Below are 16,392 nucleotides of genomic sequence, written 5' to 3'. Positions count from 1 at the left end.
ACATCCTGCACTGGTCACACTGGCGTCGACGACGCCAACACCAAGCCCGCATCAGCCACTACAGGCGACGCGGACACAGCCCATAAACCTGCCCAGCAATCAGCACAAGCACCGTTGCAGTACTAGGCGCGCCCGCGTTCGGCTGTCGCCTCGTCCACGAGCGCTGCCGCCTGGTCGCGGGCGTGCCCGATCGGGTCCGGGAGGACCTTCAGGCCGTGGGCGACCAGGGCTCCCTCGTGCAGGAGCATGAGCGTGCGGCCCAGGCGGTCCGCGTCGTCCGGGGCGATGTCCCCGGCGAGGCGGGTGAACAGGGCCAGCATCCACTGCTTCTGCCCGGCGATGACCGGGAAGGCCGGGTGCGCGGGGTCGCTGATCTCGGCGTGGGCGTTGACCATGCTGCAGCCCTTGGAGCCGTACTCCGCCGACCAGGCGCGGGAGGCGTCGAACACCGCCAGCACACGCGCCCTCGGTGTCGCCCGCTCCGCGTCGAGGTGGTCGTCGAGGTACCGCGCGAGGAAGGCCCGCCAGCGCTCGTCGCGGCCGGTCAGGTACTCGACGACGATCCGCTCCTTGGAGCCGAAGCGGTCGTAGAGGGTCTTCTTGGTCACCCCCGCCTCCGCGGCGATGAGATCCACGCCGACGGCGTGGATGCCGCGCTCGTAGAACAGCCGCTCGGCGGCTTCCAGGACGCGCCGTGCGGCACGCGTCATCGTGACGCGCTGCGGGGTCGCTGAGGTGCCCATGATCCGAGGGTATACATGGGTATACCGATCTGTATAATTTTTGTGCGAGCCAGTAAACCGATCTGTCTAGTGGATGTGGTTGGCGTGCACGCACTGCTGTCCATCGCCTTCGTCCTGTGCTGGAGCTCCGGCTTCATCGGCGCCAAACTCGGCGCGGGCAGCGCGCCCGCGGTCACGATCCTGATGTGGCGGTTCCTGCCGCTCGCCGTGATCCTCGCCGTCGTGGCCGCCCTGGTGTGGCGCGCGTCATGGCGGGGCCTCACCCCGCGGGACGTCGCCCGGCAGGCCGTGATCGGGGTGCTGTCGCAGAGCGGCTATCTGCTCACCGTCTACTACGCCGTCCAGCTCGGTGTCTCCAGCGGCACCACGGCCCTGATCGACGGGGTCCAGCCCCTCGTCGCCGGTGCGCTGGCCGGGCCGCTGCTGCGGCAGTACGTCTCCGGCCGGCAGTGGCTCGGCCTGTGCCTGGGGGTGGGCGGCGTCGCCATCGTCACCGCGGCCGACGCGGGGGCGGCGACGGGCGTCGCCGCTTGGGCCTATGCGGTCCCGTTCCTCGGCATGCTCTCGCTGGTGGCGGCCACGTTCCTGGAGAGCCGCTCCCGGACGCCGGTCCCGCCCGGGGTGGCGATGACCGTCCACTGCGCCACCAGCGCCGTGCTGTTCACGGTGATCGCTCTGAGCACCGGAGCGGCCGCGCCGCCCGCCGAGGCCGGGTTCTGGGCGGCGATCGGCTGGCTCGTCGCGCTGTCCACGTTCGGCGGGTACGGGCTGTACTGGATCATCCTGCGGCGCTCCGGGGTCACCCGGGTCAATACCCTCATGTTCCTCATGGCGCCGGTCACAGCGGTGTGGGGAGCGCTGATGTTCGGTGAGCCGTTCGGCGTCCAGACCGGCGTCGGGCTGGCGGTCGGCCTCGCGGCCGTCGTTGTCGTTCACCGGGGCGGGGGCGGCGCCAGGCCGCGGTCGAAATCCGGTGGCCCCGCGCTCCGGGACGTGCCTAACCTGCCTCCGTGTCCAGCCCCGAAGCCTCCAGACTCCGGCCACCGGCTCTCCGGTGGCCGCACGTGACGTCGGGCTAGTCAGCGCTTCCTTCCGCTGCCGGGCTCACTCCGCCGCCGGACGGCCGTTCCACGTGCCGTTTTCGACTTCGACTTCGGGTTGCGGAGTTTCTTCATGCCGTTCGCTCTTCTTCTGCTGGGCGTCGCCGTGTTCGCACAGGGGACGTCCGCGTTCATGCTGTCCGGGCTGGTGCCGGACATCGCTCGGGATCTGGGGGTCTCCGTGCCCGCGGCCGGTGCGCTCACCTCGGCGTTCGCCGTGGGGATGGCGGCCGGGGCGCCGATCGTGGCCGGGCTCGCGCGGCGGTGGCCGCGGCGCGGGGCGTTGCTGGGTTTCCTGGGGGTGTTTCTCGCCGTCCATGTCCTGGGGGCGGTGACCGGCAGCTTCGGGGTGCTGGTCGCCACCCGCGTCGTCGGGGCGCTCGCCAACGCCGGGTTCCTGGCCGTCGCCCTCGTCACGGCCACGGCGATGGTCGGGCCGAACGCCAAGGGGCGGGCCACGTCCACCCTGCTCGGCGGGGTCACACTGGCCTGCGTGGTGGGCGTGCCGGCGGGGGCGCTGCTCGGCCAACTCTGGGGCTGGCGTGCGGCGTTCTGGGCCGTGGCGCTGGTGTCCCTGCCCGCCGTCGTGGCCGTGGCGCGGTCCGTGCCCGGCGGTGCGGCCGGCGCGGAGCGGCCCGCGCTGCGCGGTGAACTGCGCGCGCTGCGCAGCCGCCGGCTCCAGCTGACGCTCCTGCTGGGCGCACTCGTCAACGGGGCCACCTTCTGCTCCTTCACCTATCTCGCGCCCCTGGTCACCGAGGTGACCGGACTGGAGAGCGGGTGGGTGCCCGTCGTGCTCGCGCTGTTCGGCGCGGGGGCGTTCGTGGGTGTCGTGCTCGGCGGGCGGTTCGCCGACCGCCGGGCGGGCGCGGTGCCGGCGTGGGGCGGTGGTGCGCTGTGCCTCGGGTGGGGTGCTCTGGCGCTCGGCGCCGGGACGCCGGCCGTGACGCTCGGACTCGTCTTCGTCCAGGGCGCCCTGTCCTTCGGGGTCGGCTCCACGCTCATCTCCCGAGCCCTCTACGCCGCACCCGGCGCCCCCACCCTGGCAGGCGGTTTCGCGACGGCGGCGTTCAACGTGGGCGCGGCACTGGGGCCTTGGCTCGGCGGTACGGCGATCGGAGCCGGGCACGGCTATCGGGCGCCGCTGTGGGTGAGCGCGGTGCTGGTGGCGCTGTCACCGGTGGTCGCGTGCTGCGTCGGCGGGCGGCGAAAAGGGCGCGCGGGCGGGCGCCCTGTGCGGACATCATCGTCGGCATGACCGCCCCTCCCGGCACCGGTCCGGCATGGGTCGCCCTCGTCTCGTGCGAGTGCACGAAGGGACCTCTGAAGCCCCTGGCCGCCGTGCGCGCCTGACTGCTCGCGCCGCATCCCCATCAGCCGGCCTCCGTCGTCAACTGCCCCTCCCCGCCCGGCTGGTGGCCTGCCGGGCGGGGAACGGTACGGGCGGATGGCCGAGTATCCGAACGGACGTGGCCGGAATCGACCCCTTGTGGGGGCGGTCACAGGATTCCCATAATCCAGCAAAGGAATTGACCGGCGCATGTCAGCCGATGCTCACTCCCCAGTTGGCATGCTCCCGACATTTCGCGCTCTCTCCACGTTCGTATGTCCAACCCCCCACGGAAGGCATCACGTTGAAGAAGCTCCTCACCGCGCTCAAGAGATGCGCGGTCCTCGGCGCCGCCGCTCTCGCGATCGTCAGCCTTCAGCCCCTCTCGGCCGCGCACGCCGCCGACTCGCGCGTCGTCGGCGGAACCCGTGCCGCGCAGGGCGAGTTCCCGTTCATGGTCCGGCTCTCCATGGGCTGTGGCGGCGCGCTCTACACCCAGCAGATCGTGCTCACCGCCGCGCACTGTGTGGGCGCGACCGGCGCCAACACCTCCATCACCGCCACCGCGGGCGTCGTGGACCTCCAGTCCACCAGCGGCCGGGTGCAGGTCCGCTCCACGTACGTCTACCGGGCCCCCGGCTACAACGGCGACGGCAAGGACTGGGCGCTCATCAAGCTCGCCCAGCCGATCAACCTGCCGACGCTGAAGATCGCCACGACCACGCAGTACAACACCGGCACCTTCACCGTCGCCGGATGGGGCGCGGCCACCGAGGGCGGCGCCCAGCAGCGCTACATGCTCAAGGCCAACGTGCCCTTCGTCAGCGACGCCCAGTGCCGCTCCTACAGCGGTTACAGCGGCCTCATCGCGAACGAGGAGATCTGCGCCGGCCTGCCCTCGGGCGGCGTCGACACCTGCCAGGGCGACTCCGGCGGCCCGATGTTCCGCCGTGACAGCGCCAACCAGTGGATCCAGGTCGGGATCGTCAGCTGGGGCATAGGCTGCGCCCGCCCGAACGCCCCCGGCGTCTACACCGAGGTCTCCACCTTCGCCTCCGCGATCGCCTCGGCGGCGTCCTCGCTCTGACCTCTCGGCAGCTGCGACCTGCCGGAATCACGGGCCCGGTGTCCTCGGACGCCGGGCCCGTGCCGTACCGCGGCCGTCCCGTCCAAAACCCGTCCGAAAACATTGGCCGGCGATGTCGAGAACCCGCGTCCGGCTCCGTCCCCGGGGTGAACGCGACCACAATGGGTCGCACGGCACCGAGGAGAACCACCATGGCCAAGTACCTGTTGCTCAAGCACTACCGCGGCGCCCCGGCGGCGGTGAACGACGTACCGATGGACCAGTGGACGCCGGAGGAGATCTCGGCCCATGTGCGGTACATGGGCGACTTCGCGGCCCGGCTGGAGAAGACCGGCGAGTTCGTCGACGGCCAGGCGCTCGCGCCCGAGGGGAGCTGGGTCCGCTACGACGGTGAGGGGCGCCCGCCGGTCACCGACGGCCCGTTCGCCGAGACCAAGGACCTCATCGCCGGCTGGATGATCATCGACGTCGACAGTCACGAGCGTGCGGTCGAGCTGGCCGGGGAACTGTCCGCCGCTCCCGGTGCGGGCGGCAAGCCGATCCACGAGTGGCTCGAACTGCGTCCCTTCCTCGCCGCGCATCCCACCATCACGGAGTGCCCGCATTGATGGACGAGGCCCTGCTGCGCAGCCTCACGCCGAGCGTGCTCACGATCCTCGTCCGCCGCGGAGCCGACTTCGCGGCGGCCGAGGACGCCGTACAGGACGCGCTGGTGGAGGCGGTCCGCGTCTGGCCGGACGATCCGCCACGGGATGCGAAGGGCTGGCTGGTCACCGTGGCCTGGCGCAAGTTCCTCGACGCGACCCGGGCGGACACCGCCCGCCGCCGGCGCGAGGACCGCGTCGAGGAGGAGCCGGTGCCCGGGCCGGCGCCCGCGGTGGACGACACGCTCCAGCTGTACTTCCTGTGCGCCCACCCGTCGCTGACACCGTCGTCGGCGGTCGCGCTCACCCTGCGCGCCGTCGGCGGGCTCACCACCCGCCAGATCGCCCGGGCCTATCTGGTGCCCGAGGCGACGATGGCGCAGCGCATCAGCCGGGCCAAGCGCACCGTCTCCGGTGTGCGGTTCGACCAGCACGGCGATGTCGCAACCGTGCTGCGCGTGCTGTACCTGGTCTTCAACGAGGGCTACTCCGGCGATGTCGACCTCGCCGCCGAGGCCATCCGGCTCACCCGGCAGCTCGCGGCCGCGATCGACCACCCCGAGGTCCGGGGGCTGCTCGCCCTGATGCTGCTCCACCATGCCCGGCGGGCCGCCCGGACCGCGCCCGACGGCAGTCTGGTGCCGCTCGCCGAGCAGGACCGCGGCCGGTGGGACACCGCGGCGATCGCCGAGGGCGTCGAGATCCTCCAGGCGGCCCTCGCCCGCGACCAACTCGGCGAGTTCCAGGCCCAGGCCGCCATCGCCGCGCTGCACGCCGACGCGCCCACCGCCGAGGAGACCGACTGGGTGCAGATCGTCGAGTGGTACGACGAACTCGCACACCTGACCGACAGCCCCGTCGTCCGGCTCAACCGCGCGGTGGCCGTGGGCGAGGCCGACGGACCGCGTGCCGGGCTGGCGGCGCTCGCGGCACTGGACGACTCGCTGCCCCGCCACACCGCGGTGGCGGCCTACCTCCACGAGCGCGACGGCGACCTGACGAAGGCGGCGCGGCTGTACGCCGAGGCCGCCCAGAAGGCGCCGAACCTCGCCGAACGCGACCACCTGACACGCCAGGCCGCCCGGCTCAACGCCCGCCTGCGCCACTGACGGGACCAGCCGGCGGGGCCGGCGTCAGAACCCTCCGCCACCGAAGTCCCCGCCGCCGCCGAACCCTCCGCCGTCGAACCCGCCCCCGAAGTCCCCGGAGTCGAAGTCCGCGCCGGAGACGTCGCCGCCCTCGTAGCCGCCGGCGCCGTAGCCGTAGCCCGCGCCGTAGTCGGCCGCGTAGGCCGGGGTCGCCATCACGCTGCCGAGCAGTGTGCCGACGAGGAGGCCGGGCAGGAGGCCGCCGCCGAAGTAGCCGCCGGCCCAGGGGCCGTAGGCCGGGCCCGCCTCCCAGTACGGGCGGCGGCCGTACTCGGTGTCGACCTCGCGGACCACGGGGTCGCGGCCCTCGGACAGCCGGGTGCGGTCGGCCGCGCAGACGGGGACCTCACGGGCGGTGCCGCCGGGTGGCGTCCAGGTCTCGTCGGCCACCGCCGGGCCGTGCCGGGGGTCGAAGAAGCACGGCGGCCGGCGTTCCGGCAGCGGCTGGTGCTCCCGGCGGGCGGCCAGCTGGCTGAGGGAGAATCGGCCGTCCTCCAGGGCCTGGGTGACCGCCTTGACGTCCTCCGGTTTGCGGGCCCCGTCCATGAGGCGTTTCGCCTGTTCGTAGGAGTCGAGGGCGCGCTCGTAGTCCCCGCGCATCGCGTCGTCGGCGCCGGGTTCCGCCGGGTGGAAGTCCAGACGGTCCAGTTCCTCGCCGAAGGCGGTGATGTCCTCGTCGACCACGACCCGAAGCTTCTCCAGCCCCGCCCGCTGTTCGGCCTCGTGGCGTCGCCGGTTGCGCCGGACCAGCGCGTACGCGCCCGCGCCGCCCGCCGCCACCACCGCGCCTGCGGCGACCAGACCGCTGACGTCCACGCCACCGCCGCCGTCGCTCCAGCCGGCGGGTGCCGTGCCGCCCACGTTGCGCAGCGCCGCGTCGACGAAGTCGTTCAGCTGGGCCTTGGTGTCGCCCGCCGGCTGCACCGAGGTGACCAGGTTGTCCACCGCCTGCCGGGACATCACGGAGGAGTCGGCCGCCGCGTCGAAGCGGTCACCGACGTGGACGCCGTACAGGCCGGTGATTCCGGTCTCCGTACGGAGGTTCAGCAGCAGGTTCGCGGTGGGCTGATCAGCCGGGAGGACGGCGACGAAGACCGGTTTGTCGGCGTCCTCGATCTTGTCGGCGAGCGCTTCGGCGTCAGCCGACGACAGTTGGTCCGAGGCCGCCGGGTCCACATACACGGGACCGTCGCGGAGCGCCCCGGCGACCTTCGAAAGGTCCGTGGCCGCATGTGCGCCGGGCGCGCCTGCCATGAGCACCGCCACAGTCGCGGCGGCTGGCACGATCAGCGAGCGCATGAGACCCCGGAAGAACGGAGTTCTCATATCCTCGACGCTACCTGATGGGACCGGCAAAGGCGCCGGCCCAGGTGGCTGGATTCCCACCGGGACCGGCGCCCACGGCAGCCCGCCGCGTGCCGTACGGCGGCTCAGGCCGCGCGGTACGCCGCGCTCAGCCTCTCCACCGCCGCCCCGTACCGGCCCGTCAGCAGCAGATGGTCGGCCTCGGCGAACGGCTTCGCCACCGTCTCGGTGATCCCGGTCCCGGCGGCTCTTTGCTGGACGATCAGCCGGGCCTTGGTGACGAGCGCCCGGCCCACCTCCTTGGCCCCCGCCTTCTCGGCGGCCCTGGCCGCGATGCCGAGGGCCTTGAGGGTCGCGGCACCGCCCTCGGGCACCTTGGTCAGCGTGGTCAGGCCCCAGCCGTACGGGAACCGCGGGTCGTACGACGCGTCCCCGACGTTGATCGGCAGCTGTGCCTCGCTCTTCGGCCAGGTCACGGGGAGCTGTCCGGTGAAGGGCCGCTTGCCGTAGAGGACGTCCGCCACGCCGTCGCCCTCGGTGCCCGGCAGCCAGGAGGCGACCAGGGCGTCGATCCCGGCCAGCGCCTCGTCGTCGATCAGCTGCGGGCGCCCGGAGACGACCAGCACCGCGCACTTCATCGCGCCGCACACCTTGTCGACAGCGGCTTGGTCGGCGGCGCTGAGCCGAAGGTCATGGCCGTTGCCGACGTCACCGACACCCTCGGCGTACGGGGTCTCCCCGACGACGACCACGCCGACGTCGTAGCCGGTCAGGGGCTCGGAGGCGTCCTTGGAGTACGTCAGTCGCGCGGAGTTCTCGCGCATCGCCTCCAGGATCGTCGTGCCGGGCGTGATGTCCCCGGACGAGCCCTGCCAGGTGATCGTCCAGCCGCCGCTCTGGTTGCCGATGTCGTCGGCGTTGGATCCGGCGACGTACACCTTCTGCGACTTCTTCAGGGGGAGCAACCCGTCGGCGTTCTTCAGCAGCACCTGCGACTCCGCCGCCGCCTGCCGCGCCACGGCCCGGTGTCCGGCGGACCCGATGCTCGCCGCGCCGCTCGTGTCGGCGTACGGCTTCTCGAAGAGCCCGAGGCGGAACTTCTGCGTGAGGATGCGGGACACGGCGTCGTCGATCCGCTGCTCGCTGACGCGCCCGGCCCGGACCTCGGCGACGAGGGCCGAGTGGAAGTCCTTGTAGGCGTAGGGGGCCATGACCATGTCGACGCCGGCGTTGACCGAGGTGCGCACATCGCTCGCGTAGTCGCCGGGGATCTGGTCGATGCCGTTCCAGTCGCTGATGACGAAGCCGTCGAAGCCCATACGGTCCTTGAGCACGCCGTTGATCATGTCGGCGCGGGCGTGCATCTTGACCGGGCCCTGCCCGTCGCCGACGAGGTCGAGCGAGGAGTAGGACGGCATGACCGTGCCGACACCGCGGTCGACGGCGTCCTCGTACGGCGCCAGGTGGACGGCCTCCAGCTGCTGCCGGGTGACCTTGGTGACGCCCTGGTCGAGGGTGTAGGTGCCGGTGGTGGAGGAGCCGTAGTCGGTGCCGCCGTCGCCGACGAAGTGCTTGGCGGTGGCGAGGACCTTGTCGTCGTCCTTCAGGTCCTCGCCGTTCGCGGCGCCCTGGAGGCCCTGGATGATCGTCTCCATCGACTCGACGAGGGCCGGGTCCTCACCGAACGACTCGTAGGCCCGTCCCCACCGGTCGTCCCGGGTCACGCACAGACAGGGCGCGAAGTCCCAGGGGACGCCGGTGGCCCGGGTCTCGGCGGCCGTGACCGCTCCGGCCCGGTAGGCGATGCCCGGGTCACGGGTCGCGCCGAGTCCGACGTTGTGCGGCATGATCGTCGCGCCGACCAGGTTGTTGTGGCCGTGCACCGCGTCGACGCCGTAGATCAGCGGGATCTGGAAGCGGGTCGCCTGTGCCCTCAGCTGGAAGCCGTCGATCATCCTGGCCCAGGCCTCAGGGGTGTTGGGCGTCGGTGTCGAACCGCCGCCGGAGAGCAGCGAGCCGAGGGCGTGGGCGGCGATGTCGCCCCCGCTGCCGATGGCGCCGCGCTCGGCCTGGGTCATCTGGCCGGCCTTCTCCGCCAGGGACATCCGCGACAGGAGGTCGGCGACGCGCTTGCGTACCGGCAACTCGCCGTTCAGATACGGCAGTCCGTGCGCGTCGACGACGATCTGCGGGGTCTCGGCCGGGGCCTTGGCGCCGGTGACCGTCAGCTTCAGCGGGACGGTCTCGGCGGGCTCGGCGGACCTGTCCTTCAGGGTGTGGACCCGGACGGTGCGCGAGGTGCCGGAGACGGTGCCGGCGGGGAAGGTGACCGTGCCGCTGACCGGCGTGTAGTCCTTGCCGGAGTCCGCGGTGCCGCCCGTGGTCTCGTACGTGACCGTCACGGGCGCGTCGAGCGGGGCGGACCCGGTGGTGGCGACCGAGATCTTCACGGCTGCCGTGCCGCCCTCGCGCACCGGGTGGACGGCGGCGTCGGTGGTGACGGAGGCACGCAGGGCCGGGTCGGCCTTGCCGTACAACTCCACGCCGTCCATGGCGAATTCGCCCTTGCCGCCGACCGGGAGGGTGATGGAGTAGCCCCAGGTCTCGGTGAGTCCGAGGATGTGGTCGATGCCGCCGACGGGTTGGTAGTCCGTGCGATAGGTGAAGTCGGTGAAGGGCAGCTCGATCTGTTTCCAGCCGCTGAAGTCGTCGGTGAAGGAGGTCGTCCAGAGCTCGGAGGCCTCGCCGTCCACACCCCCGTCCTTGAGTTCGAAGGGGATCTTCTTGCCGTTGTTCCGGCCGTCCCACCACAGCCGGATCCCCTTGTGGGCGGACCAGTCGTGGGCGGGCTCGGCGAAGGCGAAGTCGTGCGTGAAGCCGCCGTAGCCGCTGATGTCGTAGGTGCCGGTGAGCACCTTCTCGCCCTCGGGCGCGTCGTCGCGGGCGGTCAGTGTCAGGGCGGGTGGGTCGTCGTTGTCGCCGCCCCAGGTGAAGAGGCCCTCGGCGGGCGGGCGCGCGAAGGGGACCTCGCCCTCGAAGCGGTCCACGGGGACCGGGGCGGGGTCACCGGCGCCGGAGGCGGGGCCGGCCGCGGTGAGCGGGAGCAGGGTGGTGAAGAGGGCGGCGGAGACGAGCAGGGCGGTTCTTCGCATGGAACGTCCCTCGACTCTCATGGTTCACTTATGACTTACCTCACGACTTGAGTTAACTGGGGGTGTGCTTTGACGTCAAGACTTCACGTCAGAACCGGTACACCCTCAAGTCCTGGCCGGATCAGTGGCGTTGTCCCTTCATCTCATGAACGCGCGACCCCTTGACGCGTATACGAAGCCGTCATTTACTCACGCCTCGCACGCCCCCTATCCCCCACCCCCAGAAGGGCGGCGCTCCATGAGGAGATCCACTCGGACGCTCGGTCTGCTCCTCGCCGGGCTCCTCACCTCGGCCGGCTTCCCGGCGGCCGCGCCCGCGCAGGCCGCGGGTGAACAGGTCACCGCCTGGCTCACCACGACGGACGACGGCGGCGGACGCCATGTGGTCCGCGGGCTCCAGCCGCAGACACCGTTCGCCTTCCAGTCCGGCTCCGGCGGTGGCGGCGAGAACATCACCGTCGACGAGAACACCCGCTACCAGACCTTCACCGGCGGCGGCGCGTCCTTCACGGACACCGCGGCCTGGCTGATGGACGGCAGCGGCGCGCTGTCGCAGGCCACGAAGGACGACACCATGCGCAAGCTGTTCTCCCCGACGGACGGCATCGGGCTGTCGTTCCTGCGCAATCCCATGGGCGGCTCGGACCTCGCCCGCTTCGGCTACACCTACGACGACATGCCGGCCGGACAGACCGATCCGGATCTGTCCGAGTTCTCGATCGCCCACGATCTCCAGGACGTCGTGCCGCTGACCAAGCAGGCACGTCAGCTCAACCCGGGGCTCACCGTGATGGCCTCACCGTGGACGGCACCCGCCTGGATGAAGGACAACGGGCAGCTCAACGGCGGCTGGCTGAAGGCGGAGCACTACGGCGCGTACGCCTCCTACTTCGTGAAGTACGTGCAGGCCTACCAGGCCCAGGGCGTCCCGATCGCGTACGTCACCGCGCAGAACGAGCCGACCTGCTGCTCGGGCTATCCGTCGATGAGCTGGAACGCGAGCGGCCTGGCGTACTTCACCAAGAACGAGCTGCTGCCGAAGCTGCAGAACGCCGGACTGTCGACGAAGGTGCTGGCGCACGACTGGAACTGGGACACCTACGACGCCTACGCCGCCCAGACGGTCGACGACGCCGCGGTGCGCAACCACCCGAACTTCGGCGGGATCGCCTGGCACGGCTACGGCGGTGACGTGGCCAAGCAGACCCAGGTGCACAACCAGTATCCGCAGCTGGACGCCTTCGGCACCGAGCACTCGGGCGGCACCTGGATCGCCAACCAGCAGCGCGAGGACATGATGAACATCATCGACTACACCCGGAACTGGGCGAAGTCGGTGACCAAGTGGTCGCTGGCGGTGGACCAGAACCGGGGTCCGCACAACGGCGGCTGCGGGACCTGCGACGGTCTGATCACCGTCCACAACGGGGACGCCCGGCACGGACAGGTGGACTACACCGTCGAGTACTACACGATGGGCCATCTGACGAAGTTCGTGAAGCCGGGTGCGCAGCGGATCGCGTCCACGGCGTCGTCGTCGGTGCCGAACGTGGCCTGGCGCAACCCCGACGGTTCGAAGGCGCTGATCGCCTACAACGACGCGTCCACCGCGAAGACGGTGACCATCAACTGGGGCTCGCAGCACGCCACTTACTCACTGCCCGGCAAGACGTCGGCGACCTTCACCTGGTCCGGGACGCAGACCGACGGCCCGTCGCAGTCCGGGGCGTTCGTGGGTCTCGCGGACAAGTGCCTCGATGTCGCGGGCGGTTCGTCGGCCAACGGCACGGCGGTGCAGCTCTACGACTGCAACGGCTCCGCCGCCCAGCGGTGGACGGTGCAGGCCGACGGTTCGGTGCGGGCGCTGGGCAAGTGCCTGGACGTCACATCCGGCTCGACGGCCGACGGGGCGAAGGTGCAGCTGTACGACTGCAACGGCTCGGGCGCCCAGCAGTGGTCGTACAACGCGTCGACGGGCGATGTGGTCAACCGTGCAGCGAACAAGTGCCTCGACGTGACCGACAACTCCTCGGCGAACGGAGCCCGTGCGCAGATCTGGAGCTGCACGGGCGCCGCCAACCAGAAGTGGCGCCTCCAGGCGTAGCGGCTCAGGCGAACGGCTCGCCGATACCCAGCAGATTGCCCTCGCTGTCGTGGAACCAGGCGGCGCGCTCCCCGCGGAAGCCCTTGCTGGGGTAGTGCCCCTCGATGTCGGCGATGCCGTTCGTCGTGCGCAGACCCGGCACGTCGACGTCCTCGAACTCGACACCGCGCCGCCTGAGTTCCGCCACAACCGCGTCCACGTCCTCGACCTGCCAGCCCATCTGGGTGAAGGTGCCGGGGGACGCTCCCGTCGACTGGTACACGGCGAACTCCGTGCCGCCGCACCGGTACAGCAGTCCGCCCGGCCGCTCGTCGACGGGCTCCAGGCCGAGCTTCTCGGCGTAGAAGCGCCGGGCCCGCTCCAGGTCCTGGGCGGGCAGGCGGGTCGCGACCTGCCCCCGGGCCAGCAGGTTGCGCATGTCGTCGGTGTCCATGGCTCCACTGTGCCCTGGACGACGGCCCGGGGGAGGCGGCGAGGTCCGTTCGGCCTACTCGGCCGGCGTCACCCCGGCCCGCAGCAGACCGTAGGTGTAGGCGTCCTCAAGCGCCTGCCAGGACGCCGCGATGACGTTCTCGGCGACGCCCACCGTGGACCACTCCCCCGTCCCGTCGGACGTGGAGATCAGGACGCGGGTCGTGGACTGGGTGCCGTGCACGCCCTCCAGGATGCGGACCTTGTAGTCGACGAGGTCCAGCTTGGCGAGCTGCGGGTAGATCTTCTCCAGCGCCACCCTGAGCGCCCGGTCGAGGGCGTTGACCGGGCCGTTGCCCTCCGCCGTGGCGACGATGCGCTCGCTCTTGGCCCACAGTTTGACCGTGGCCTCGTTGGCGTGGGTGCCGTCGGGGCGGTCCTCGACGATCGCCCGCCAGGACTCGACCTGGAAGTACTTCAGCGGCTTGCCCTCGACCTCGGCCCGCAGCAGCAGCTCGAAGGAGGCGTCGGCGGCCTCGTACGTGTAGCCCTTGAGCTCCCGCTCCTTGACCCGCTCGACCACCCGGCCGACCAGCTCACGGTCACCGCCGAGATCGATGCCGAGCTCCTTGCCCTTGAGCTCGACGGAGGCCCGGCCCGCCATGTCGGAGACCAGCATCCGCATGGTGTTGCCGACCTGCTCGGGGTCGATGTGCTGGTAGAGGTCCGGGTCGACCTTGATCGCGGAGGCGTGCAGACCGGCCTTGTGCGCGAACGCGGAGACGCCGACGTAGGGCTGGTGCGTGGAGGGGGTGAGGTTGACGACCTCGGCGATGGCGTGCGAGATACGGGTCATCTCGCGCAGATGGCCGTCGGGGAGGACCTTCTTGCCGTACTTCAGCTCCAGGGCCGCCACCACCGGGAACAGGTTGGCGTTGCCGACCCGCTCGCCGTAGCCATTGGCCGTGCACTGGACGTGGGTCGCGCCCGCGTCGACCGCGGCGAGGGTGTTGGCGACCGCGCAGCCGGTGTCGTCCTGGGCGTGGATGCCGAGCCGGGCGCCGGTGTCGGCGAGGACGGTGGAGACGACCGCCTGGACCTGGGCGGGGAGCATGCCGCCGTTGGTGTCGCAGAGGATGACGACGTCCGCGCCGGCGTCGGACGCCGTACGGACGACGGATTTCGCGTACTCGGGGTTGGCGCGGTAGCCGTCGAAGAAGTGCTCGCAGTCGACGAAGACGCGGCGGCCCTGCTCGCGCAGGTACGACACCGTGTCGCGGACCATCTCCAGGTTCTCGTCCAGGGTGGTGCGCAGGGCGAGCTCGACATGCCGGTCGTGGGACTTGGCGACCAGCGTGACGACCGGGGCGCCGGACTCCAGTAGCGCGTTGACCTGCGGGTCCTCCGAGGCCTTGCCTCCCGCGCGGCGGGTGGCGCCGAAGGCGACCAGCTGGGCGTGCCGGAAGTCGATCTCCTGCTGGGCGCGGGCGAAGAACTCGGTGTCCCGCGGGTTGGCGCCGGGCCAGCCGCCCTCGATGAAGCCCACGCCGAAGTCGTCCAGGTGCCGTGCGATGGCCAGCTTGTCGGCGACGGTGAGGTTGATGCCCTCCCGCTGGGCGCCGTCGCGCAGGGTCGTGTCGAAGACGTGGAACGAGTCGTCGAGTTCGCTGGTTACCGTCATGGTCGTAAGGCTCCTGTGTTGGATCTCGGTCTACCGGAATGACCGGTTCCACCGCCCCCACCTATGGTCCCTCACGCTCTCCGCCCGGCTGCTGGTGGGCCGGGAAACAGAAAAACCTCTCGCGGGTGCGAGAGGTCTGCGCGCGGGTCGAGGACGACGGTGTCCACCCGTACCTGGTCGTACGTGGCGGTCACTGCGGACCGGCGCGCCTGCTGCCAATAATCATGGCGAACGAGAGCACGGGGGCAGTCTGGCACAAGTCGCCCCCGTGCTCACCCTCCGTCTCAGGATGCGAGCACTGTGCTGATCACCGCGGCCGGCGGACGAAGCCGTCGCTCACGCCGTTGGTGTCGCCGGCGACGAGCTGGGCCGAGGCAGTGCCGAGGCTGGTCCGCTTCGCCCCCGCGCTCACCGAGGTCAGCCAGACGTAGGCGTCCGTCACGGGGCCGCCGGTGACCGACTCGCTGACCAGGCGGGTGGTGCCGGTGCGCAGGTCGCGCAGGTAGACGTTGTTCGGGCCGAGGGTTCCGTCGGCCAGCCGCGGTGCGGCCTCGTAGCCCACATAACGGCCGTCGGCGCTGACCACGGGCCGGTCGGGCATGCTCTCGCCGTCGGGACCGGCGTCGATCCGGCGGGTGACGTCCGTCCGCAGGTCGCGGACATAGATGTCGGACCCGTCCGGGGTGCCGCCGGGGACCAGGTCCTCGTCCCAGTTCTGGAAGGCGACGGTGCGGCCGTCCGCGGAGAGCGTCGCGGGCAGGGCGTACCGCGGTGCCGGGGAGCCGTCCGCCTTGACGTTGACCCGTTCCTCGGCGCCGGTGCGGCGGTCGTGCACCCATGTGACGCCGTTCGAACTGCGCGGGACGAGCTGGGTGTACAGCACATACCGGCCGTCGGCGCTCATGGCCTGGAAGAGCGCCGGGTTGGTCGGGCGGTCCGGGTTGCTGATCCGCTGCGTCCGGCCGGTGCGGCGGTCGAAGACGTACACGGCTCCGAACAGGTCGCGGGCTCCCTCCTCCATACGGTCGGCCTTGGCGTTGAAGGCGATGTAGCGGGCGTCCGCCGACATGGCGGCGCCGGCCGCGTAGGCGGAGCCCCCGTCGAAGGCGACGCTGATCCGCTTGGTGGTGCCGGTGCGCCGGTCGTGCAGATAGATGTCGTCGGCTCCCGCGTCCGCGGGCGGGGTGTCCCAGTGGACCAGGTTCCTGGCGTTGGAGCGGAACAGGACGTACCGCCCGTCGGCGCTGATGGCCTGCACGGACGACCGCTGGTCGGCCTGGGTGCCGTCCGAGCCGACGCTGACCCGCTCGACGGCCCCCGTGCGCAGGTCGCGCACGAAGACGTCGGACATCTCGTTGGTGTCGCCGGGCACCAGGTTGGACGCGTCCGCCGTGAAGGCCGCGAAGCGGCCGTCGGCGCTGAACTCCGGCGCGTAGGAGTGGCCGTTGCCCTGCTCCCCGGTCGGCGACAGGGTGACCCGCTCGACGGACGGGACGCGGGGCGCGGCGCTCGCCGACGTCCCGGCCAGTGCCGCCGTGGTGGCGGCGAGGGCGACGGCGAGCGCGCGGACTCGCTTGGTGCTGTGCATGGTTGTTCCCCCGTGGTCGGTTGTTGTTACTGCACTGTCCTCAGGAAGACGTCCGACACCCCGTTGGTGTCCCGTCCCCGGAGAGCGAGGGCTGCGTGC

Annotated in this window: 12 protein-coding genes; 6 read left to right on the top strand and 6 right to left on the bottom strand. The window is 71.3% G+C overall.

The window, feature by feature from the left end:
- Window positions 1–122 precede the first annotated feature (122 nt).
- Window positions 123–743, bottom strand: a complete 621-nt coding sequence (locus ACZ7NC_RS29215; protein WP_471492474.1) for a TetR/AcrR family transcriptional regulator — start codon at window positions 741–743, stop codon at window positions 123–125.
- 84 nt (window positions 744–827) lie between these two features.
- On the opposite strand from ACZ7NC_RS29215, the gene ACZ7NC_RS29210 reads away from it, so the two are divergent.
- The 5 genes from ACZ7NC_RS29210 (at window position 828) to ACZ7NC_RS29190 (ending at window position 6,013) form a co-directional block, all read left to right on the top strand.
- Window positions 828–1,811 (top strand): DMT family transporter, encoded by a 984-nt coding sequence (locus tag ACZ7NC_RS29210; protein WP_471492473.1) that lies wholly within the window; start codon window positions 828–830, stop codon window positions 1,809–1,811.
- A gap of 105 nt (window positions 1,812–1,916) precedes the next feature.
- Window positions 1,917–3,101, top strand: coding sequence for a Cmx/CmrA family chloramphenicol efflux MFS transporter (locus tag ACZ7NC_RS29205; protein WP_471492472.1), 1,185 nt, complete (start codon window positions 1,917–1,919; stop codon window positions 3,099–3,101).
- 376 nt (window positions 3,102–3,477) lie between these two features.
- Window positions 3,478–4,260: a S1 family peptidase gene (locus tag ACZ7NC_RS29200; protein ID WP_471492471.1), complete on the top strand. Its 783-nt coding sequence runs from the start codon at window positions 3,478–3,480 to the stop codon at window positions 4,258–4,260.
- Between the two features lie 191 nt (window positions 4,261–4,451).
- The gene (locus tag ACZ7NC_RS29195) at window positions 4,452–4,868 is read left to right on the top strand and encodes a YciI family protein (RefSeq protein ID WP_471492470.1); all 417 of its coding nucleotides are present in this window, start codon (window positions 4,452–4,454) and stop codon (window positions 4,866–4,868) included.
- Window positions 4,868–6,013, top strand: a complete 1,146-nt coding sequence (locus ACZ7NC_RS29190) for an RNA polymerase sigma factor (RefSeq protein ID WP_471492477.1) — start codon at window positions 4,868–4,870, stop codon at window positions 6,011–6,013. Before ACZ7NC_RS29195 ends, ACZ7NC_RS29190 begins: the two co-directional genes overlap by 1 nt.
- Before the next feature lie 24 nt (window positions 6,014–6,037).
- Here the strand turns inward: ACZ7NC_RS29190 and ACZ7NC_RS29185 are convergent, their stop codons facing one another.
- Both ACZ7NC_RS29185 and ACZ7NC_RS29180 read right to left on the bottom strand, forming a co-directional pair.
- Window positions 6,038–7,378 (bottom strand): hypothetical protein, encoded by a 1,341-nt coding sequence (locus tag ACZ7NC_RS29185; protein ID WP_471492469.1) that lies wholly within the window; start codon window positions 7,376–7,378, stop codon window positions 6,038–6,040.
- A gap of 104 nt (window positions 7,379–7,482) precedes the next feature.
- Window positions 7,483–10,509 carry a glycoside hydrolase family 3 N-terminal domain-containing protein gene (locus tag ACZ7NC_RS29180; RefSeq protein WP_471492468.1) on the bottom strand — a complete coding sequence of 1,009 codons (3,027 nt, stop codon included), beginning with the start codon at window positions 10,507–10,509 and terminating at the stop codon, window positions 7,483–7,485.
- A gap of 238 nt (window positions 10,510–10,747) precedes the next feature.
- Between ACZ7NC_RS29180 and ACZ7NC_RS29175 the strand changes: the two genes are divergently transcribed.
- Window positions 10,748–12,613 (top strand): lectin, encoded by a 1,866-nt coding sequence (locus ACZ7NC_RS29175; protein ID WP_471492467.1) that lies wholly within the window; start codon window positions 10,748–10,750, stop codon window positions 12,611–12,613.
- Between the two features lie 4 nt (window positions 12,614–12,617).
- Here ACZ7NC_RS29175 and ACZ7NC_RS29170 read toward each other — a convergent pair whose 3' ends face one another.
- From ACZ7NC_RS29170 to ACZ7NC_RS29160, 3 genes are all read right to left on the bottom strand, one after another.
- Window positions 12,618–13,046, bottom strand: coding sequence for a VOC family protein (locus ACZ7NC_RS29170; protein ID WP_471492466.1), 429 nt, complete (start codon window positions 13,044–13,046; stop codon window positions 12,618–12,620).
- Between the two features lie 54 nt (window positions 13,047–13,100).
- Window positions 13,101–14,705 (bottom strand): citramalate synthase, encoded by a 1,605-nt coding sequence (gene cimA / locus ACZ7NC_RS29165; protein ID WP_471492465.1) that lies wholly within the window; start codon window positions 14,703–14,705, stop codon window positions 13,101–13,103.
- Between the two features lie 307 nt (window positions 14,706–15,012).
- A complete protein-coding gene (locus ACZ7NC_RS29160; protein WP_471492464.1) occupies window positions 15,013–16,293 on the bottom strand; it encodes a TolB family protein in 1,281 nt (426 codons plus the stop codon).
- Between the last annotated feature and the right edge of the window lie 99 nt (window positions 16,294–16,392).

This window comes from Streptomyces sp. NPDC111802, assembly GCF_055634335.1.
The sequence above is the reverse complement of the archived record's forward strand: the minus strand, read 5'-3'. Positions and strand labels throughout refer to the sequence as shown.